Source organism: Rhizobium sp. BK212, from assembly GCF_014197475.1.
In the GTDB taxonomy this organism is placed as follows: domain Bacteria; phylum Pseudomonadota; class Alphaproteobacteria; order Rhizobiales; family Rhizobiaceae; genus Rhizobium; species Rhizobium anhuiense.
The window spans coordinates 22,627-40,831 of the sequence record NZ_JACIFS010000003.1 but is presented as its reverse complement, the minus strand read 5'-3'; the positions used below and the strand labels follow the sequence as shown (position 1 = coordinate 40,831).

The window sequence follows — 18,205 nt, the reverse complement described above, 5'->3', positions numbered from 1 at the left end:
CGACAACCCAGACGGCGGCCGGCCGATCGGCAAGCGACGAGTTTTCGCGCGGCCTGCCCGTAATGCCCTATCTCATGTTATCATCATTGCCTCGGGAGATATCGCATTGGCATCGGGAAGACGAAAAGATACGGCTCTCCTGGCGGCCCGCGCCGGCCGCTACCGCGAACATGCCTCGCCGCCGGCGCTGCGGCGTCATCTCAGCCGCCTCTGGTCGCATGCGCTGCATGACGGACCGCCGGCAATGGTGGCAATCGTGCCGGACGGCTATTGCGACCTTCTCTGGATCGACGGCCGGCTGATCGTCGCCGGCCCCGACAGGACGGCAGCCTTTCCCATCATCCGGCCGGGCGCAACCGTCATCGGCGCACGTTTTGCACCGGGCGCCGCGGCACCCTGGCTGAGGACACCGCTCTCGGCCCTGGTCGGCTGCTCGGTACCCCTGAGTGACATTGGCCGGGAGGACACGGCCGAATTCGAGGCGCGGCTTGGGGATTGTCCCAATCCCTCGGCCGCTATGGCACTCTTCAGCCGCCTGCTCGAAGAAGCCGCACGCCGTGAGGAGGAGCCCGCCCGGGACGCCGGCGTGATCTTCGCCACCGCCGACGGTGCTCGCCCGGTATCCGGCCTGCTCGACCGGCTCGGCATGAGCGAAAGGCAGCTGCGCCGCCGTTGCCACCATCATTTCGGCTACGGCGCAAAAACGCTGAAACGGATCCGCCGGTTCCAGCGTTTCCTCGACCTCTGCCGCAGGTCGGGCACGATCCCGCTTGCCCGCCTGGCGCTCGAAGCGGGCTTTGCCGACCAGCCCCACATGACGCGCGAGGTCGGCGAGCTCTCGACTCTGACGCCCGCCGTCATTGTCGACCAGCTCAGCATGCGCAAAAGAGCTGACTGACCGTTTTGTTCAAGACGCTGCCGGCCGGTTTGTTATTCTGCCGAAACCAAATGCCAAGGACCTGCAAGCCATGTCGACAATGCCAGCGAAAATCATTCACCAGTCGATCGAGCGCGACTGGCGCGACGTCTACGACTTTGCCGGTAAGCCGGAGAACATGCCGCTCTGGGCCTCCGGCCTTGCGACCGGCTTCGAGCCCGACGGCGCCGACTGGATCGCCCACGGTCCTCTCGGCACCGTCAAGGTGAGCTTCGTACCTGCCAATGAATTCGGCGTGATCGACCATACGGTGACGATTGAATCCGGCCTCAGGGTTTATAATGCCCTGCGCATCGTGCCGAACGGCGATGGCTGCGAGGTCATGTTCACGGTGCTGCGCCTGCCCGGCATGACCGACGCGCAGTTTTCCGCCGATGCCGCCCATGTCGAGAAGGATCTCGCCATGCTGAAAGCCCTGATGGAGAGATAGATGGCCGATAAGTCAGAGAACCACGACCGCCGCATCGATTATGTCGAATTCAACGTCGCCGACATCGCCGCCGCCAAAGCCTTTTACGGCTCGGCCTTCGGCTGGCGTTTCACCGATTACGGCCCGAACTACTGCGAGTTCGACGATGGCCGGCTGAAGGGCGGCTTCACCGATTTCGGCCCCGTGCGGCCGGGCGGCCCGCTTGTTGTCGTCTATGCCAATGACTTGGAAGAAGTGCTGACCTCAGTGGAAAGGGCCGGCGGCACGATCTGCCGCCCGATCACCGATTTTCCCGGCGGCCGCCGCTTCCACTTCCTCGACCGCGACGGTTACGAACTCGCCGTCTGGGCGACTGCCTGACGGTAACTTGATTGGCCAGGGCGCGCCTGAATCAGCCGGCCGGGTTAGGCAGCCTGCCGCCGCCGATCGTGATCTTCCATGACGATCAGCGCACCGATGACCGTGCCGCCCGCATCGCGCAGCGGTGACATGCGACAGCGCACCTGCCGCGATCCGACACTGCCGGCCGGGCGCTCATAGGTATAGTCGATCTGGTCCCCGGCAAAGCAGGCATCGAGCTTGTGCTTGGCGCCTTCGGCAAACCGTTCCTCACCGATGAATTCGGAAAGGTGGCGGCCAATGAGTTCCATCGGCTTTCTATCGAGATGGGCGCTGTTGGCCGGATTGGAATAGAGGTAGCGATAATCCCTCGTCAGCACAGCCACGCGGTCCGGCAGGCTTTCCAAGATCGCGGCATTGAGGAACTGGCCGTTGTCGGTATCCGGCACATAGGCCGCCGGCGGTTCGATGCGCACATCCCGCGGCGAAGGCGTGCGCCAGTCCGGCCCATGCGCCCCGAAATAACGGTCGAGCAGGTAGGAAAGCACCGTCGTGTGCTCGGTGACACTGGCGCTGTCGTCGGCGTCCTGGCCGATCAGATGAGTCACAAACTGCAGTTGCATGTAGACTTCGAGCAGGTTCACCGCCTTGTGGGCGAGAATCGCTTCAACAAGCGGCTCGACATGGCGGTCGAGCGCCGTGACGCGCTGATCGTCGCCCAAGCGGATGGCTTCCTCGATTTGAACGCAACGCAAGGAAAAGGCCCGAAAAAGCTCCAGCAAGACGCTCCAACTCCCATTGTCCCAAGAACGAGTCCGAAACCGGCTAAGGCTGCATCTTCCCCAAATGCGCCCTGCAGTAGACTTTATTCGCGTCTTGGTGGTGACGGGTAACATGAAGTGCCCTCAGTTTCAATCCGAGGGCACCTGCCGCTTTTCACCGCTGATAATTGAGGGTGGACCTTTTTGCAGCATGATGCCGAAAGTGTGAGCGTTTTTTAGACCGGCTCACCTAAAATCAATCTGTCTTAAGGCGCGAGCGTCTGCTTGATCTGCCAGCGGTCGTGATACCAGAGCCACTGTTCCGGGTATTCCCGTACCCAGCTTTCCACCTTGTCGTTGAGCAGCTGGGCGGCTGCCGGCAGGTCGAGATTGCCCTTGGCGTCGCGCGGCATGTCCAGCCGCGGTTCGATCTCCAGCCGGTAGCGATTTCCCGGCAGCCGGATGCAGCGCGCCGGATAGACCTCGCAGTCGAACTGGCGCACCAGCTTCGGCAGCAGCGGATTGGTCTTGACCTCGCGCCCGAAGAAGGTGCCTTTCAGCCCCTTACGGAATTTCTGGTCGACGAGCACGCCGACCCCCTGGCCTGCTTCCAGCTGGCGGGCGAGCGCAAAGGAGGAACCGGCATGCGAAGGCACCAGCTTGCCCATGCGCGCACTCCTGAAGTCGAACACCTTCTTGGCGACATAGGGATTGTTCGGCGGCCGAAAAAGCACGGTCACGGTGAGCCCGAAGGCGGCCCCTGCCACCGGCAGCAGTTCAAAGTTGGCGGTATGGCCGGTAAAGACGATGAAGGGGCGTGGATTGTCGCGCAGGTCGAGGAAGATCGGGACGCCAGACACCTCTACCCTGCCCGGCTCCAACTTTTCGGGATCGTAGTCGAACAGTTGGTCGAGGAAAACGTATTCGGCCGCCAGCCGGCCCATATTGCCCCAGCTGTCGAGCGCGATCTCCTCGATCTCGGCCTCGCTCTTCTCGGGGAAGGCGTTGCGCAGATTGGTCAGCATCAGCCGGTGGCGGCGGGTGCGCCGGCCGAGGCGACGCATCATCCTGTCGGCGAAGCGGATCGCGCCATCGGCCGGAAACAGCTTCAGGAAATTCAGGAAGCCGAACATCACCTGCGCCACCAGCCATTGCTGGAAATTTCTGAGCGCCAGCACGATCCGGGTGATGAAGAGCTTCACGCGGTCAATCCATCTTCAGGATGATCTTGCCGAAGATCTGGCGCGATTCCATCCGCTCCAGCGCCCGGTCGATATCGCTGAAGCTGACTTCGGTGTCGATGACGGGATGCACGAGCCCGCGGCCCATCTTCTGCATCGCATCCGCCATGTTCTCCATGCGGCAGCCGAAGGAGCCGAGAAGCTTCAGCTGTTGCTGGAACAGCATCATCAGGTTCATCTCTGTGGAAACGCCCGAGGTCGAGCCGCAGGTGACGAGCCGCCCGCCGCGCTTCATGCAGAGCATCGAGCCCGCCCAGGTGTCCTTGCCGACATGTTCGAAGACGACGTCGACACCCTTCTTCTTGGTGAGCTTGCGCACCACGCCCTCGAAGCGGTCGGTGCGGTAGTTGATGACGTGATCGGCGCCAAGCGCCTTGGCCTTCTCGATCTTGTCGTCGGAACCGACCGTGGTGATGACGGTGCAGCCGATCTTCTTGGCAAGCTGGATCGCCGCCGTGCCGATGCCGGAACCGCCGGCATGGACGAGAATCGTCTCGCCCGGCTCGAGCTTGGCATTGTCGAACAGCATGTGCTCGACCGTGCCGAAGGTGACGGGCGCAAGTGCTGCACCGATCGCATCGACACCGGGAGGAGCCGGCACCAGCAGGCGCGCCGGCAGGTTGACCTTCTCCTGCGCAAAGCCGTCGAGATGGAAGCCGTGCACGCCCGAGACATGTTCGCAGAGATTGTCGCGGCCCTCGCGGCAGGGGCGGCAGAGACCGCAGGTGCGCGCGCCGTAGATCGAGACGAGCTGGCCCGGCAGCACGTTGGCGACGCCCGGCCCGATCGATTCCACGACGCCCGAAGCTTCCGCACCGATGACCAGCGGCATCTTGCGCTTGGCGAAGGCCATGCCGCGCCAGCCCCAGACGTCGATGTGATTGAGCGCCACCGCCTTGACCCGCAACGTCACCTCTCCGGCGCCAGGTGCGTCCGGTTCCGGCAGATCGGTGATCTCAAGCTTGCGGTCGTCGATCAGTTGCAAAGCGCGCATGGCAAAATCCCTCGCCTGAAGGCGTCATCTCTCTCAAAAATTTGTCGGGAACCGCTTAAGCCGGTTCGAGCGCCATGACAAGGCTGGCATTCTGCCCGCCGAAGCCGAAGGAGTTGGAAAGCACGGCTGAAACCTGGGCTTCCCGCTTCTTGTTCGGCACGACATCGAGAACGATCGACGGATCGGGGTTGGTGTAGTTGATCGTCGGCGGCAGCGTCCCGGTCAGCATCGTCTGCAACGAGAACACCGCCTCGACGGCACCCGCTGCCGTCAGCGTATGGCCGATCATCGACTTGTTCGACGAGACCGGGATGCCGACGAGCCGCTCGCCGAAGACGGCCGACATCGCCCCATATTCCATCTTGTCGTTCTCCGGCGTCGAGGTGCCGTGGGCATTGATGTAGCCGATGTCGCTCTCGTCGATGCCGGCATCGGCAAGCGCCGCGCGGATCGTCGCGATTGCCGGGCCGCCATCCGGCGACGACCGGGTGCGATGAAAGCTGTCGGCCTTGTCGCCGGCGCCCTTCATGATACCGAGCACCTTGGCGCCGCGGGCGACCGCCGCTTCCAGCGATTCCAGCACCAGCGTCGCGGCACCTTCGGCGATGACGAAGCCGTCGCGATCCTTGCTGAATGGCTTGGAGGCCTTGGTCGGCGGATCGTTCTGCGTCGAAAGAGCAGACAGCAGCGAGAAGCGGATCAGCGCTTCGGCGCTCAGCGATCCGTCGGTCGCAACCGTCAGCGCCCGCGTCGTGCGGCCCTGGCGGATCGCTTCGATGCCGAGTTGGATGGCGGTGACGCCGGAAGCGCATGCGGTCGACAGCGTCACGGGAAGGCCGCGCGTGCCGAACCGGTCTGCCAGGCGTTCGGAAATCGCGCCGAACAGTGCCGCCTCGTGAAAGGCCGGGTCCGGGCGCTGGCGCAGCGCCGTCAGGAAGCGCTCATAGGCATCGCCCGGATGGTCGGAGGCCGGTGAACGGTCGGCAAGCTCGAAACGCGCGCTCCATTCCGGCTCGATCGGCGGGGCGGCGAGGAACAGCGGGCCGTTGAAATCGCCGGAAAGGCCGGCATTAGCAAGCGCCTCGATCGTCGTTTCGCGGGCAAAAGCATAGGAGCGCTCGACAGCATTCGGCACTGGGATGCCGATGAAATCGACAGTGCCGGCGATCCGAGTCGACAGGCCCTCGGTCGGGAAACGGTTGATCTCGTGGATACCCGACGTGCCAGACGAGAGCGCTGCCCAGTTGTCGCTGAGGCCCTGACCGAGCGAGGTGATGATGCCCATGCCGGTCACCGCCACGATCGGACGGCCGAGATGATCCCTGTAAGCGGAAGCTGTCATGTCCTTACTCCTCACGCATCTGCGGAAAGAACGGCAACACCTTCGCCGCGCTGATGTCCGACCGTGGTTACGACGGCGGCGGTGGCGCCTGCCCGCATCGGCGCCTCATGAGCGGCATCGAAGGGCGGAACCTTGGCCTTGCCATCGACGGCAAGGGCTGCAAGCGCCAGCCCCAGCGTGAACTGCGTCTCGATCGTATGGCCGGTGACGCCGCCGAAGCCGCGGATCGCAACGTCGGGCAAATGATGTTCGAGCACCGCCCGTTCACGGGCGGCAAGATCGTGCATACCGGTCGAGCCGGAAAAGACCGCCGTGCTCTCGGCGGCAAGTCCGACGGCCGGTGCCAGGAGCCGCTCCAGCCGGACCTCGAGATTGCCGGCATTGCGGTTGCCGCGGTCACCCTCGACCGCGTCGATGACGGCGTAGATATGGGCACCGCGGGCTTCGGCATGCTTGCGCGATTCGAGCACCAGGAAGGCGCCGGCCGAACCGGTGATCATGCCGCCGCCGTCGCTGGGTCTCCGCGACCAGAGCGGCACCCAGTCGCCGCGCGCATGCGCGCCGATCGCTTCGGTGAGCAGGATCATATCGGGCCGTTCGGCCGCGAAGGCGCCGCCAACCAGCGCATGCGAGGATTCGCCTGACTTGATGCGGTAGAAGGCGGTCTCGACGGCTGATATGCCGGCCGCTTCCTCGCCCATGAAGGTGCGCGAGGAGCCGGTGACCTTGTGCACGATCGAGATATTGCCGGCGAGCAGGTTGGAAAGCTGGGCAAGGAACAGCGTCGGCCGGAGCTCCGTCGTCAGCTTTTCGTTGAGCAGCAGCTCACGGTCGTTGCGCTTCAGCGCTTCGTCGACGATCAGCGTATCGACATTGATGTCACGCTCGCCGCCGCCGGCCGCCACGATCATGTCCATGGCGCCGCAGGCCTCGATATCATCCTTGAAGCCGGCATCGTCGAGCGCAAGGCCGGCAGCGAAAACGCCGATGCGCTGCCAGTTCTCCATCTGGCGCTGGTCGCCGCGCTTGGCGATCTGCTGCGACCAGTCGATCTCGGGCAGCGGATGCACCGGATAGGGCTTGAACTTCTCGGTCTCGACGATCGCCTTCGGGGTAGTGCCGGCCGAAAGCAGCGCGATATGCGCATCCTTGCCGACGCCCTGACAGGTGACGATGCCGATGCCTGTGATGACGACGTCGTTTGCAGCCTTGCTCATCCAATCACTCCCTGCGCCGCGATCGCTTCGAGAAGCCCGATCTCGCCGGCACGTTTCTTCACGATATCGCCGAGCGGCACCTCGGAAAACGGCATGGTGCGAAGCTTCAGCTGCGCATCGCAGACCTTCTTGCCGGCGCTGGTGATTTTAGCCTTGGTGACCGCAAAACCCGAACCGTCATGCTCCAGAACCGCCTCGATGTCGAGCACCGCTTCCGGCTCGACGAAGGTGCGCATCTTGGCGCCGTCGACAGTCATCAGGAAAGGCATGGCGGCAAAATCGGTGACGGCAAGCACCAGCATGCCGGAGGCCTGCGCCATGGTCTCGATCAGAAGCACGCCGGGGACCAGCGGCATTCCGGGAAAATGGCCTTCGAAAACGGGGCTCTTGGCCGGCACGACGGATCGCGCCTTAAGCGTGCCCTTCTTCAGGTCCACCGCTTCGACGCGGTCAATCATCTGGAAATATTCCAGCAGCATTCGGATCCTCCGGCCCGACAGGCCAGATCCGCCCGCCGGTGACGCCTGAAGCGCGTCGCATAGAAGCTGGTCGCACTTTAGGTCTTTGTTTTGTGCACGTCGTCGCCCCAAAACCGCTGCACGCTTTTGGGCGACATGCACTAGTTAGGAACGAAACCGCCCGGCCGCCATATTCACGGCGGCAGGGCGTTCAAAAAAGACTTTTATGTCGCTCAGGCCTTGGCTGCTTTGAGCTCGTCGATCTTGGCGCAGAGGTTCTTCAGCACGAAATATTCTTCGGTGGAAACCTTGCCTTCGTTGACTTCCTGCGTCCACTTTTCGAGCGGAATCTTGATGCCGAATTCCTTGTCGATCGCAAAGACGATGTCGAGGAAATCGAGGCTGTCGATACCGAGGTCGTCGATCGTATGGCTCTCCGGCGTGATCGTCGCGCGGTCGATCTCGCTGGTTTCTGCAATAATGTCGGCAACTTTATCGAATGTAGCGGTCACGCGCTGTACCTCATGAAATGACGATTTAAACCTCCTCATAGGCAAATCCATTTCAAAAGCCAATGCTTTCGTCCCGGCGTTGCGGCAATTTGCCGGTTGGGTGTTGCCTAAACAGCAATGGAATGCCGGTCTTTGCCGTCCCCGGGACGGGCGCCGAGGCGCGCGGCGATGCCGCACCCGAAAGCCCGCCCAGCCGGAAGGCGAAAAAGCCGTCCGAATCAAACCCGCGAACGGCCCTCGCATCGCGGCAAACGCAACTTCCGGCAAAACCGGCGGGCGGGGATGCTTTGATCTAAATCAAACAGCGATCCCGGCGAAATTGATAATCCTCAAGGCGCGCTGGGGGCATGCGCGGGCATGCGCCATGCCGGACGCGCCAATCCTGCCGGCCATACGAAGATTTCAAAAGGGATCAGGACATGGATGTTGCACGCAGTGAGCTTTTCGAGACCAGCACTCCTGTCGCTTGCGCTTCCTGCCAGGCGCGGCACGGCGTCGTCTGCGGCGCCCTGTCGAGTGGTCAATTGAGAGAGCTCAACCGCCACTCTCTGCGCCGCAAGATCGAGGCCGGCTGCGAAATCATCGCCCAAGGGGCGGAAAGCTCTTTCTATTCGAACATCATGCGCGGGGTGGTGAAGCTCTGCAAGGTGATGCAGGACGGGCGCCAGCAGATCGTCGGGCTGCAATTCGCCCCCGATTTTGTCGGCAGACCTTTCGTGCGTGAAAGCACGCTATCGGCTGAGGCTGCGACCGACGCCGAAATCTGCGTCTTTCCCCGTAACCTGCTCGACCGCATGATATCCGAGACGCCAGAGCTGCAGCGCAGCTTGCACGATCAGGCGCTGAAGGAGCTCGATGCCGCGCGCGAGTGGATGCTGACGCTCGGCCGGCGCACCGCAGGCGAGAAAGTCGCAAGCCTGCTTTACCTTATCGCCACACATGCCGAACCGCAGACCGCCACGAGCACCGCCTTCGATCTGCCGCTATCGCGCGCCGAGATCGCCGATTTCCTCGGGATGACGATCGAAACCGTCAGCCGCCAGATGACCAAGCTGCGCAAGCGGGGCGTCATTCACATCGAGAACTTTCGACATATCGTCGTCCCCGATATGGATGAGCTGCAGAGCATGACCAGCGCGTAAAAAAGGGATCAAATGCCGCATTCGGCTTTCCGGTCCGGGATCAGCGCGTGATTATGACACGGGTATTGGCAAGGCCGGCCTGTCGTGCCAGCGAGAAGAACTGGGCAGCATTGTCCGGATGTAAGCGAACGCAACCATGCGAGGCCGGCCGGCCCAGCCGCTTCAGGTCGAAGGTGGCGTGAACGGCGTAACCGCCGTTGAAAAACACGGCGAAGGGCATCGGCGCATTGTCGTATTTCCTGGAGCGGTGATCGCGCGACAGCCATTTGGCGCTCCACGAACCGGTCGGCGTGACATAGCCGTTGCGCGCGGTCGAAACCTTCCAGCGATATTTGACGAAGCCGTTCTCGGTAACGGTCATCGTCTGCTTGCCGATGCTGATATTGGCGACCAGCGTTGCGGCCTGAGCGGCAACCGGAGAAAACTGCAGCAATAAACTTGCGGCCGCAGCCGCCAAAATCGTCTTCATGATAACCCCTCTTCGGCCCGCGCAACTTCATTGCGCCCTCACGGAAGAGAGACTACGGCAATACTTATTATATTGCTTTAATCCGAATGGTAATCACAACTCTAACGAGCCAAGGCGGGAGTTACCGGAGTAAGACACCGGCCTCTGCTTCACTGGAGCTTGCGCGCCGCCGAAGGCTGCTTGAGCTGTTGGTAGGCCTTGTTCATCTTCTCGCGGATCGAGGCCATTGTGCCGAGATTATGCCCACAGGCCGCACAGGTGATGATGTCGGTCTCCCGGATCTCGGGACGTTCGAACTTCATCTTCGTGCTCTTGCACTTCGGGCACGGTAACTCAACCTGAACTGTCATCGCTCTGCTTCCGGTCTGATAAGATATGAGGCGGTTCGAATAAACCTTTGCGGCGGCCATGTCCACCGGGCGTGATCTACCCTAGAGAAAACACAAGAACAGCCCGAAGATGATACCCGTCAGCACCATGCAGCTGGCATAGAACACCGAAACGCCGTCCTCGACATCGGCCGCAGTGGCCATATCGCGCCCGGGATTGTTGATCATCGGCTCGGCCACGATGACGCCGCCATAGACCCGAGGGCCGGCGAGTTGGACATTGAGCGCACCTGCCATTGCCGCTTCCGGCCGGCCGGAATTCGGCGAGCGGTGCAGGCCGCCGTCGCGCATCGCCACCCGAACCGCTTCTCGGCTGGCACTGGTGCCGCGCCTGATCCAGGCGCCGGCGGCGATCAGCAGGATCGAGAGGCGGGCGGCCGGCCAGTTGGCGACATCGTCGAGCCGGGCGGCCGCCCAGCCGAAATCGATGTATTTTTCCGACCTGTGGCCGATCATCGAATCCGCCGTGTTCAGCATCTTGTAGGCAAGCAGTCCCGGCAGGCCGAAGACGGCATACCAGAGCGCCGGCGCCACCACGCCATCGGAGAAATTCTCGGCAAGGCTTTCGATCGCCGCGCGGCAGACGGCCGGCTCGTCCAAAGTCTCGGGATCGCGCCCGACGATGCGGGAAACGGCGGCCCGTCCACCGGCAAGCCCTTCGTCGCGCAGCGCAATAGCGACGGCCGCGACGTGATCGGCAAGGCTCTTCTGCGCCAGGAAGATCGCCACCAGCCCGGTCTCCAGCAGGATGCCGGCAAGGCCGAACAGCGCGAAGAACCGGTCGAACACCAAGCCTGCGGCCACTGCCAGAAGAAGCAGCGCCAAGATGGCGGCGACGCCGTTCATCCGGCGTTGCGAGCCTGTCAGGCTTGATGGGTTGAGCTGCTGGTCGGCATAGGAAATCACCGCGCCGAAGATGGCGACGGGATGCGGCACCCGCGACCACAGCCATTGCGGATCGCCGAGGATCCGGTCGAGCAGCAGCGCCAGAAGCAGCACGAGAAGGTTTTCGTCGATCGTCATCGCTCAAATCTCTGAAGGGCTTCGATAAGCCGCCTGTCCGCCGCCCCATCGGGCGTCAGCCCGAAACGCAGCCACTCCGGCGCATAATCGAACTTGCGGACGAGAATATGATGGCGGCAGAGATGCGTGTAAATGTCGCCGGCTCTCGCATCGGCGACAAGGGTAAACAGCGCCGTTCCCCCCGACGTCCGTAATCCCGCTCCCATCAGCGCCGCATGCAGACCGGCGCAACGTTCATCGATACGGCTGCGGATCGAAGTAACATCCGAGCGCAGCAGCGACGCTGCAACCGAAAGCGCCGGGCCGGAAACCGCCCAGGGGCCGAGCCAGTCTTCGAAGCGCGCGAGAATATCGCTACGCGCAATCGCAAAGCCGAGCCGCAGGCCCGCAAGTCCGAAGAACTTACCGAAGGAGCGGAAGATGATGAGGTTGGAAAGTTCTTGCACGCGAGCCGCCAGGCTCAGCGCCGGGTCGATATCCCCGAAAGCCTCATCGACGACGAGCAGCCCATTTGCCGCTTTTATCCTGTCGTGCAGTGCGACCAGCGTTTCCGTCGACCATATAAGCCCATCCGGATTGTTCGGATTGACCACAACCGCGAGCCGATGCTCGATCCCGATTGCGGCAACATTATCGACCGCGTCGACGGCAAAGCCGGCCGAAGCGAAGGCGTGCGCATATTCCCCATAGGTCGGCGATACCACGGCAACCGTGTCGTCCATGGCGCCAACAGGCTTACCCGCCGCGATGAGGCGCGGCAGCAACTGGATCACGGATTGCGTGCCGGGCACCGGCAGCGGCAGGATCTCGCCGCTGCCATAATGATCGCGCGCCGCGCGCCTTGCCTCATCGACGAGATGCCGGTCCGGCAGCCGATGCCAGGCCCTTGCCGGAATGTCGGGCAAGGCGACAGGGCATGGATTGATGCCGGTGGAAAGATCGAGCCAGTCTTCCGGCCTGCCGCCGAAGGTCGCGGCAGCGGCGGTGATGCCGCCGCCATGGGCGATCGGTGCGCTCATGCGGCAGCTCCGGCCAGATCGATCAGATGCATGTAGGAGCCCGCCACCTGGTCGCGCCGGAGGCCGGCAGCACCCAGATCGGTTCCGAGCGCATCCTGCGTTGCAAACAGCCGATTCCCCTCGCCCTCGGAGACGACGGTGGAATAGTGGAATTCATGCGCCGTCATCGTCCGCGCGAAGAAGGCGCCGTCGAGCGGCATGACACGGCGATAGCCGAGATGGCGTTGCCGCTTGGCATAGCTGGTGACGACGGGCAGCAGGCCGAGCATTTCGTGGCGGCGCCCTTCCGCGTCGATCAGCCCGTCGCCGAGCACCATGTAGCCGCCGCACTCTCCGTAGATCCTGATGTCTCGTGCCGCCGCATCGAGCATGCCGGCGCGAAAATTCGGCGCCGCGGCCAGCCGCCCGGCATGCAGCTCGGGATAACCGCCCGGCAGATAAATCGCATCGGCATCGCCAGCCGGCGCCTCGTCGGCAAGCGGCGAGAAGAAGGAGATCGCAGCACCCCGGCGCCGCCAGCCGAGCAGCATGTGCTCATAAGAAAAGGCAAAGGCGACATCGCGCGCCACCGCGATACGGGCGCCCAGCGGCATCAGCCGCTCGATATTGGCGGCCGACGGCCGGTTGAGCCCCTGCCTGGCGATGCGCAGCAGGAATTCGAAATTGCATTCCTCGGAGACCGCATCCGCCGCGTGATCGATGAAATCTTCGAGGCTCGCATGTTCGCCGGCCTGGACGAGGCCGAGATGGCGCTCCGGCAGCGAAAGCGCCTTGTCGCTGCCGATCACGGCGATGACGGGCATGCGGATAGCCTCGAGCGCCTGGCGCAGCATCGCCTCGTGCCGTTCGCTGCCGACCTTGTTGAGGATGACGCCGGCAACGCGGACATCGGCGCGGAAACCGGCAAAACCGGCGACCAGCGGCGCCACCGACTGCGACATGCGCGAGGCATCGACGACGAGCACCACCGAAAGACCGAGCTGGGCGGCAAGATCGGCCGCCGTGCCCTTTCCGTCGGCCGCTCCGTCGAAAAGCCCCATCATTGCCTCGATGACGAGGATGCGGTCGCCGGAGCGATGCAGGGCCGCATTGGCCGAGATCAGTTCAGGGCGCATCGCCCAGAAATCGAAATTCAGACAGAGCGTGCCGCTTGCCGCCGCATGGAAGGCGGGGTCGATATAGTCAGGACCTGCCTTGCCGGGCGCGACCGCGATGCCGCGGCGGCGAAGCGCTCTGAGCAGCCCGAGCGTCACCGTCGTCTTGCCGGCGCCGGAGGAAGGGGCTGCGATCAGGAGGCCGCTCATGCCTGCACCTTGCCGGACCGGCGGAACGGATCGGGTTGCAGGCGCCGTCCGCCGAGCGCGCCGAGCCAATCGAGCGAGGCTCTGAGCCGCACCACCTCGCCGACGACGACCACCGCCGGCGGCTCCAGCCCGGAGGCGGCAACAGCCTCGGTCGCCTCTCCGAGCGTCGTTTCCAGCACCTGCTGCCGGCCGGTGGCGGCATTGCAGACGAAGGCGACGGGTTCCGACGGCAGCCGGCCGGCGGCGATGAGATTGGCGCTGATCTCGGCTATATGCTTCATCGCCATATACATGACGATGACGGGCGAGCCCCGGCCGATCGCCTCCCAGTCGATCCTGTCAGGCACGATACCGGAGGAATCATGGCCGGTGAGGAAGGTCACGGCATGGTTGATATCGCGATGTGTCACCGGAATGCCGGCATAGGCAAGCCCGCCGATGCCGGCGGTGACGCCGGGCACGATGCGGAAGGGAATATTGTGCTCGACCAGCGTCAATGCCTCCTCGCCGCCGCGGCCGAAGACGAAGGGATCGCCGCCCTTCAGCCGCAGCACGCGCTTGCCGGCGCGCGCCAGATCCACCAGCCGCAGCGAAATGTCGCGCTGTTTCGCCGAAGGCTTGCCGCCGCGTTTGCCGGCATATTCCACCAGCGTTTCCGGCCGCGCCAGTGCCAGGCATTCCTCGTTCACCAGCGCGTCGTGCACGATGACGTCGGCCTCGAAAAGCCCCTTGGCGGCAAGCAGCGTCAAAAGCCCGGGATCGCCGGGACCGGCGCCGACGAGCCAGACGCTGCCCGGCTCCAAAGCCGGAAGATGGGAGAATGCGGCATCGATCATCATGTTGATCTAGGCCCCGCAAAGGGCAAGGTCAACGCCGCGCCCGTCACCTCACTGGAAGTTGCTGAGATTGCTATGACTCACTTCGCAAAGAGGCGGATTCGATTTCACAACAAACCCGCTCAACAATATGAATAGATTATAATATCATCAAGAAGGCCAGCCGCGGCGCAGCCGGCCTTCCCGACCGTCAGGCGGCAAGCAGCGTGTTGCGGATGAGGTCGATGACCTTCTCCGATTCGATGCCGGTGCAGACGATCTGGCTCGGCAGTCCGTCCCAGTCTCCATTAGGCGGAAAATGCCGGCCGTCCCGCTTGACGATCGTCTGGCCATCGGCGATGCCGCCACAGACGACGCGCACCGCACCCGATATCGACGAGAACAGCTCCGGTGCCACGACATAGACGCCGGCGCAGCTGTCATGCACCATCATGCCGTCTTCGACCGCGTGCTTATAAAAATCGATATAGGACTGCGAGAGCGCGTCGAGCTGCTTGAGAGCCTTATCACCCCTAGCCGCCATCTCGCCGAGATAGCTGCGGCTCATCGTGGTGATCGCGGTGACGTCGAGGCCGATGACGGCCACTTTCCACGGCGCGGTCATGACGATGTCGGCAGCCTCGGGATCACCGTGAATATTGGCCTCGGCGACCGGCGAGACATTGCCCGGCACATAGAAATTGCCGCCCATGATAACGACGTCCTTGACCAGCGTCGCAATCTCGGGGTCTTCCTTCAGCGCCAGCGCCAGGTTGGTCATCCGGCCGACGGCGACGAGGCGGACCTCACCCGGGTTGGCGCGCACCGTGTCGATGATGAAGCGGTGCGCCGGGCGCGCATCGAGCGGCAGGTCGATCGTTTCCGGCACGTCGATATCGCCGAGACCGTTGTCGCCATGCACCATGGCCGGCCACGGCCGCTCCGCACGCGAGGAATCGATGGTGACGCTGGCGCCCTTGGCAACCGGTGCCGCAATATTCCATTCGCGCTTGAGGAAGAGCGCATTGCGCGTCGTCGTCTCGACTGAAGCGTTGCCGAAGACCGTGGTAATGCCGAGAAGGTCGATCTCGGCATGACGGTGCAGAAAAAGAAGCGCCATGGCGTCGTCGACGCCAGGGTCGGTGTCATAGATGACCTTGTGCATGAGATATCCTCTAGATGTGAACCCGTGAAGCTGCCGGACGGCGCCGCGAATTGGCGCCACCATAACGTCGGCTAGGCTTTCTGCAACCCGCTGCGGGCAACTGCCGCCGTCGCATGCGCAGATTTGATCTTGGCGACGGCAAGCTCGGCATCCGGCCCCGCAGCCGCCAGCGCAGCTGCCTCGGCAACCCCATGGCAGCCGACGCGGGCAAAGACCTTCGCGGAGGGATTCTTGAGCCGCGGCGTCTCCTCTTCCAGCCGCGGCGCGTCGAAAAACACGGCGGGCGCGGAAAAATGCGCGGCAACGGCAAGGATTGCCGGCTCATGTCTCCGGCTGTCGATCGAGGCAATGGCTGCGAGTTCCGCAGCAGCAATACCGGCTGCGTCGAGCGCTGCGATCGCAAGCGCCAGCATCTCGGCAGGTAGCGTCCCCCGCTCGCAACCGAGGCCGAGCACGTGGCGCCTCGCCCTATCGAAAGAGATATCGCTCATGGAAAACCGCCGAATGCGCCCTGCCCGTGTCCTCGCAGCCATTGCAGCTTGGTGCGGCAAATGCAACAAGGCCGTCCGAAATCCCTGCCTGGAATACCACCTTGCCCGATATCGCCTTCCATCTGCTTCTGCTGCTCTGCATCGCTGCCTTTTTTGCCGGTTTCGTCGATTCCATTGCCGGCGGCGGCGGCCTCGTCACCGTTCCCGTCATGCTGATCGCCGGCATTCCGCCGCTCCAGACCCTCGGTACCAACAAGGTGCAGTCCCTCTTCGGCGCCGCCTCGGCCACGATCGCTTATGCTCGCAAGGGCCATGTGGAGCTGCGTGAGCAATTGCCGATGGCGCTGATGGCCATCATGGGCGGCGCACTCGGCGCCGCACTCGCCACGATCGTGCCCGGTGAGGTGCTGGAGGCGATCATGCCGGTGCTGCTGGTGGCGATCGCGATCTTCTTTGCCGTCAAGCCTAATCTTAACGACCTCGACAAACATCGTCTCATCACGCCCTTCGCCTTCGGCTTGACGCTTGTCCCGGTCATCGGCCTCTATGACGGCGTCTTCGGCCCCGGCACCGGTTCCTTCTTCATGCTGGCCTTCGTCACACTCGCCGGCTTCGGCGTGCTGAAGGCGACGGCCCACACCAAGCTTCTCAATCTCGGATCGAATTTCGGCGCGCTCATCGTCTTCGCAAGCTTCGGCGCGATCCTCTGGAAGATCGGCCTGTTGATGGGCATCTGCCAGTTCCTCGGCGCGCAGCTGGGTTCCCGGCTGGCCATGCGCATCGGCGCAAAGCTCATCAAGCCTCTGCTCGTCTTCGTCTGCATCGCCCTTGCGGTGAAGCTGCTCGCCAACCCGGCAAATCCGCTGCGCATCTGGCTCGGCGCCTGACACGCACCCTCGACCATCTTCATTACCTCTGGCGTAATTGATACGGTACATCGCCTTCCCGCATGATCGGGCTGCCTGGAATTGACGGGCGATCAAGAGGAGATGACCTGATGAATGACGCAAACAACAACGCAGAGCGCTATCTCGCCGTCTGGAACGAGACGGATGCTGTTCGCCGCCGCGCTCTCATCGCCGAGAGCTGGAGCGAAGCCGCCACCTATATCGATCCGCTGATGCGCGGCGAAGGCCATGAGCAGATCAATTCACTGGTCGAGGCGGTGCAAAGCCGCTTCCCCGGCTTCCGCTTCGAACTGATCGGCGCGGCCGATGGCTACGGCGACAACCTGCGCTTCTCCTGGGGCCTCGGCCCGGAAAATGGCGAAGCGCTGATCAAGGGCACGGATTTTGCCGAGCTCGATGGCGGCAAGCTGAAATCCGTCCGCGGTTTCATAGATTTGCTGCCGGTAGCCGCCTGATGGCGCCGACCGCCCGCTCCCTTGGAGACCATCTGCGCGAATGGCGCCAGCGCCGCCGCATGAGCCAGCTCGACCTCGCGCTGGAGGCGGAGATCTCGCAGCGGCATCTGAGCTTCATCGAGAGCGGGCGCTCGACACCAAGCCGCGACATGCTGCTGCATCTTGCCGAACGGCTCGACGTGCCGCTTCGCGATCGAAACCCGCTGCTGCTCGCGGCGGGTTTCGCTCCTGTTTTTGCCGAACGCAAGTTGGATGATCCCGCACTGGAACCGGCCCGTCGCGCCATCGACATGGTGTTGAAAGGGCACGAGCCCTTCCCAGCAATCGCCATCGACCGCCACTGGACACTCATCGCAGCCAATGCGGCCATCGCGCCGTTGCTCTCAGGCGTTGCCGATCAGTCCTTGCTCTCGCCACCTGTCAACGTCCTGCGCCTCAGTCTGCATCCACAAGGATTGGCGCCCCATGTCAAAAACCTCTCCGAGTGGCGCGCCCACCTTATCAGCAGGCTGCGCCAACAGTTCTCGGCTTCGGGCGATCCAATCTTGGACAAGCTTTTGAAGGAGTTGTTGTCCTATCCAGCGCCTAAAACTGCCGGCGAGGTCCATACCGACTATGCCGGCATCGCCGTTCCCCTTCAACTTTCGACCAAGGCCGGCTTGCTTTCCCTGATTTCGACAACGACGGTCTTCGGCACGCCCGTCGACATCACTTTGTCGGAACTCGCGGTCGAATCTTTCTTTCCGGCGGATGAGGAAACGGCGGCCATCCTGCGCAGCCTCGCGCTCAACTGA

General features: G+C 63.3%; 22 protein-coding genes. 7 read left to right on the top strand and 15 right to left on the bottom strand.

All coding sequences use genetic code 11. From position 1 onward, the window contains the following. Nucleotides 1-106: 106 nt before the first annotated feature. The 3 genes from FHT79_RS10195 (at nt 107) to FHT79_RS10185 (ending at nt 1,727) form a co-directional block, all read left to right on the top strand. A complete protein-coding gene (locus FHT79_RS10195; RefSeq protein ID WP_183903338.1) occupies nt 107-898 on the top strand; it encodes a helix-turn-helix domain-containing protein in 792 nt (263 codons plus the stop codon). Nucleotides 899-968: 70 nt separating this feature from the next. Next, nucleotides 969-1,367, top strand: a complete 399-nt coding sequence (locus tag FHT79_RS10190; protein ID WP_097594287.1) for a polyketide cyclase — start codon at nt 969-971, stop codon at nt 1,365-1,367. After that, nucleotides 1,368-1,727 (top strand): VOC family protein, encoded by a 360-nt coding sequence (locus tag FHT79_RS10185; protein WP_004669769.1) that lies wholly within the window; start codon nt 1,368-1,370, stop codon nt 1,725-1,727. Nucleotides 1,728-1,771: 44 nt separating this feature from the next. On the opposite strand, the gene FHT79_RS10180 is transcribed toward FHT79_RS10185, so the two are convergent. The 7 genes from FHT79_RS10180 to FHT79_RS10150 form a co-directional block, all read right to left on the bottom strand. Next, the gene (locus FHT79_RS10180) at nt 1,772-2,488 is read right to left on the bottom strand and encodes a PAS domain-containing protein (protein WP_097594285.1); all 717 of its coding nucleotides are present in this window, start codon (nt 2,486-2,488) and stop codon (nt 1,772-1,774) included. A gap of 245 nt (nt 2,489-2,733) precedes the next feature. Continuing rightward, entirely contained in the window at nt 2,734-3,669 is a 936-nt protein-coding gene (locus FHT79_RS10175; RefSeq protein ID WP_168333181.1) for a lipid A biosynthesis lauroyl acyltransferase, read from the bottom strand. Between the two features lie 4 nt (nt 3,670-3,673). Further along, complete coding sequence (locus FHT79_RS10170; protein WP_063475072.1) at nt 3,674-4,702, bottom strand: zinc-binding dehydrogenase; 1,029 nt, start codon at nt 4,700-4,702, stop codon at nt 3,674-3,676. A gap of 55 nt (nt 4,703-4,757) precedes the next feature. Continuing rightward, nucleotides 4,758-6,044: a beta-ketoacyl-ACP synthase gene (locus FHT79_RS10165; RefSeq protein WP_063475073.1), complete on the bottom strand. Its 1,287-nt coding sequence runs from the start codon at nt 6,042-6,044 to the stop codon at nt 4,758-4,760. An 11-nt stretch (nt 6,045-6,055) separates the two neighbouring features. After that, on the bottom strand, nt 6,056-7,261 hold the full coding sequence (locus FHT79_RS10160) for a beta-ketoacyl-ACP synthase (RefSeq protein ID WP_028756573.1): 1,206 nt from the start codon (nt 7,259-7,261) through the stop codon (nt 6,056-6,058). Then, nucleotides 7,258-7,740, bottom strand: coding sequence for a 3-hydroxyacyl-ACP dehydratase FabZ family protein (locus tag FHT79_RS10155; RefSeq protein WP_003564235.1), 483 nt, complete (start codon nt 7,738-7,740; stop codon nt 7,258-7,260). The genes FHT79_RS10160 and FHT79_RS10155 overlap by 4 nt, the downstream gene beginning before the upstream one ends. Nucleotides 7,741-7,952: 212 nt before the next feature. Beyond that, the gene (locus FHT79_RS10150) at nt 7,953-8,231 is read right to left on the bottom strand and encodes an acyl carrier protein (RefSeq protein ID WP_003540486.1); all 279 of its coding nucleotides are present in this window, start codon (nt 8,229-8,231) and stop codon (nt 7,953-7,955) included. A 419-nt stretch (nt 8,232-8,650) separates the two neighbouring features. Here FHT79_RS10150 and FHT79_RS10145 point away from each other — a divergent pair, with 419 nt between their 5' ends. Then, nucleotides 8,651-9,373, top strand: coding sequence for a Crp/Fnr family transcriptional regulator (locus tag FHT79_RS10145; RefSeq protein WP_028756574.1), 723 nt, complete (start codon nt 8,651-8,653; stop codon nt 9,371-9,373). A 40-nt stretch (nt 9,374-9,413) separates the two neighbouring features. Here FHT79_RS10145 and FHT79_RS10140 read toward each other — a convergent pair whose 3' ends face one another. The 8 genes from FHT79_RS10140 to FHT79_RS10105 all read right to left on the bottom strand — a co-directional run bounded on the left by FHT79_RS10140 (nt 9,414) and on the right by FHT79_RS10105 (nt 16,048). Then, a complete protein-coding gene (locus FHT79_RS10140) occupies nt 9,414-9,842 on the bottom strand; it encodes a L,D-transpeptidase (RefSeq protein WP_028756575.1) in 429 nt (142 codons plus the stop codon). Between the two features lie 149 nt (nt 9,843-9,991). Beyond that, nucleotides 9,992-10,192 (bottom strand): hypothetical protein, encoded by a 201-nt coding sequence (locus FHT79_RS10135; RefSeq protein ID WP_028756576.1) that lies wholly within the window; start codon nt 10,190-10,192, stop codon nt 9,992-9,994. Between the two features lie 81 nt (nt 10,193-10,273). Continuing rightward, complete coding sequence (cbiB, locus tag FHT79_RS10130) at nt 10,274-11,254, bottom strand: adenosylcobinamide-phosphate synthase CbiB (RefSeq protein ID WP_097594281.1); 981 nt, start codon at nt 11,252-11,254, stop codon at nt 10,274-10,276. Beyond that, on the bottom strand, nt 11,251-12,273 hold the full coding sequence (cobD, locus tag FHT79_RS10125; RefSeq protein WP_183903337.1) for a threonine-phosphate decarboxylase CobD: 1,023 nt from the start codon (nt 12,271-12,273) through the stop codon (nt 11,251-11,253). The genes cbiB and cobD overlap by 4 nt, the downstream gene beginning before the upstream one ends. Beyond that, complete coding sequence (locus FHT79_RS10120) at nt 12,270-13,577, bottom strand: cobyrinate a,c-diamide synthase (RefSeq protein ID WP_183903336.1); 1,308 nt, start codon at nt 13,575-13,577, stop codon at nt 12,270-12,272. The genes cobD and FHT79_RS10120 overlap by 4 nt, the downstream gene beginning before the upstream one ends. After that, complete coding sequence (gene cobA, locus FHT79_RS10115) at nt 13,574-14,413, bottom strand: uroporphyrinogen-III C-methyltransferase (protein ID WP_028756567.1); 840 nt, start codon at nt 14,411-14,413, stop codon at nt 13,574-13,576. The genes FHT79_RS10120 and cobA overlap by 4 nt, the downstream gene beginning before the upstream one ends. Nucleotides 14,414-14,603: 190 nt before the next feature. Next, nucleotides 14,604-15,557: a nucleoside hydrolase gene (locus tag FHT79_RS10110; protein ID WP_028756566.1), complete on the bottom strand. Its 954-nt coding sequence runs from the start codon at nt 15,555-15,557 to the stop codon at nt 14,604-14,606. Nucleotides 15,558-15,628: 71 nt separating this feature from the next. Beyond that, nucleotides 15,629-16,048, bottom strand: a complete 420-nt coding sequence (locus tag FHT79_RS10105) for a cobalamin biosynthesis protein (protein ID WP_097594279.1) — start codon at nt 16,046-16,048, stop codon at nt 15,629-15,631. 101 nt (nt 16,049-16,149) lie between these two features. On the opposite strand from FHT79_RS10105, the gene FHT79_RS10100 reads away from it, so the two are divergent. The 3 genes from FHT79_RS10100 (at nt 16,150) to FHT79_RS10090 (ending at nt 18,205) form a co-directional block, all read left to right on the top strand. Beyond that, nucleotides 16,150-16,935 carry a TSUP family transporter gene (locus FHT79_RS10100; RefSeq protein ID WP_047611645.1) on the top strand — a complete coding sequence of 262 codons (786 nt, stop codon included), beginning with the start codon at nt 16,150-16,152 and terminating at the stop codon, nt 16,933-16,935. A gap of 110 nt (nt 16,936-17,045) precedes the next feature. Next, nucleotides 17,046-17,411 carry a nuclear transport factor 2 family protein gene (locus tag FHT79_RS10095; protein ID WP_246713971.1) on the top strand — a complete coding sequence of 122 codons (366 nt, stop codon included), beginning with the start codon at nt 17,046-17,048 and terminating at the stop codon, nt 17,409-17,411. Then, nucleotides 17,411-18,205, top strand: coding sequence for a helix-turn-helix transcriptional regulator (locus tag FHT79_RS10090; protein ID WP_168333174.1), 795 nt, complete (start codon nt 17,411-17,413; stop codon nt 18,203-18,205). The genes FHT79_RS10095 and FHT79_RS10090 overlap by 1 nt, the downstream gene beginning before the upstream one ends.

Coding starts and splice junctions, on each gene's coding strand:
- FHT79_RS10165 (WP_063475073.1), bottom strand. CDS start 6,044: ATGACAGCTTCCGCTTACAGGGATCATCTCGGCCGTCCGATCGTGGCG.
- cbiB (WP_097594281.1), bottom strand. CDS start 11,254: ATGACGATCGACGAAAACCTTCTCGTGCTGCTTCTGGCGCTGCTGCTC.
- FHT79_RS10095 (WP_246713971.1), top strand. CDS start 17,046: ATGAATGACGCAAACAACAACGCAGAGCGCTATCTCGCCGTCTGGAAC.
- FHT79_RS10110 (WP_028756566.1), bottom strand. CDS start 15,557: ATGCACAAGGTCATCTATGACACCGACCCTGGCGTCGACGACGCCATG.
- FHT79_RS10145 (WP_028756574.1), top strand. CDS start 8,651: ATGGATGTTGCACGCAGTGAGCTTTTCGAGACCAGCACTCCTGTCGCT.
- FHT79_RS10105 (WP_097594279.1), bottom strand. CDS start 16,048: ATGAGCGATATCTCTTTCGATAGGGCGAGGCGCCACGTGCTCGGCCTC.
- FHT79_RS10155 (WP_003564235.1), bottom strand. CDS start 7,740: ATGCTGCTGGAATATTTCCAGATGATTGACCGCGTCGAAGCGGTGGAC.
- FHT79_RS10140 (WP_028756575.1), bottom strand. CDS start 9,842: ATGAAGACGATTTTGGCGGCTGCGGCCGCAAGTTTATTGCTGCAGTTT.
- cobA (WP_028756567.1), bottom strand. CDS start 14,413: ATGATCGATGCCGCATTCTCCCATCTTCCGGCTTTGGAGCCGGGCAGC.
- cobD (WP_183903337.1), bottom strand. CDS start 12,273: ATGAGCGCACCGATCGCCCATGGCGGCGGCATCACCGCCGCTGCCGCG.
- FHT79_RS10190 (WP_097594287.1), top strand. CDS start 969: ATGTCGACAATGCCAGCGAAAATCATTCACCAGTCGATCGAGCGCGAC.
- FHT79_RS10090 (WP_168333174.1), top strand. CDS start 17,411: ATGGCGCCGACCGCCCGCTCCCTTGGAGACCATCTGCGCGAATGGCGC.
- FHT79_RS10170 (WP_063475072.1), bottom strand. CDS start 4,702: ATGCGCGCTTTGCAACTGATCGACGACCGCAAGCTTGAGATCACCGAT.
- FHT79_RS10135 (WP_028756576.1), bottom strand. CDS start 10,192: ATGACAGTTCAGGTTGAGTTACCGTGCCCGAAGTGCAAGAGCACGAAG.
- FHT79_RS10160 (WP_028756573.1), bottom strand. CDS start 7,261: ATGAGCAAGGCTGCAAACGACGTCGTCATCACAGGCATCGGCATCGTC.
- FHT79_RS10120 (WP_183903336.1), bottom strand. CDS start 13,577: ATGAGCGGCCTCCTGATCGCAGCCCCTTCCTCCGGCGCCGGCAAGACG.
- FHT79_RS10185 (WP_004669769.1), top strand. CDS start 1,368: ATGGCCGATAAGTCAGAGAACCACGACCGCCGCATCGATTATGTCGAA.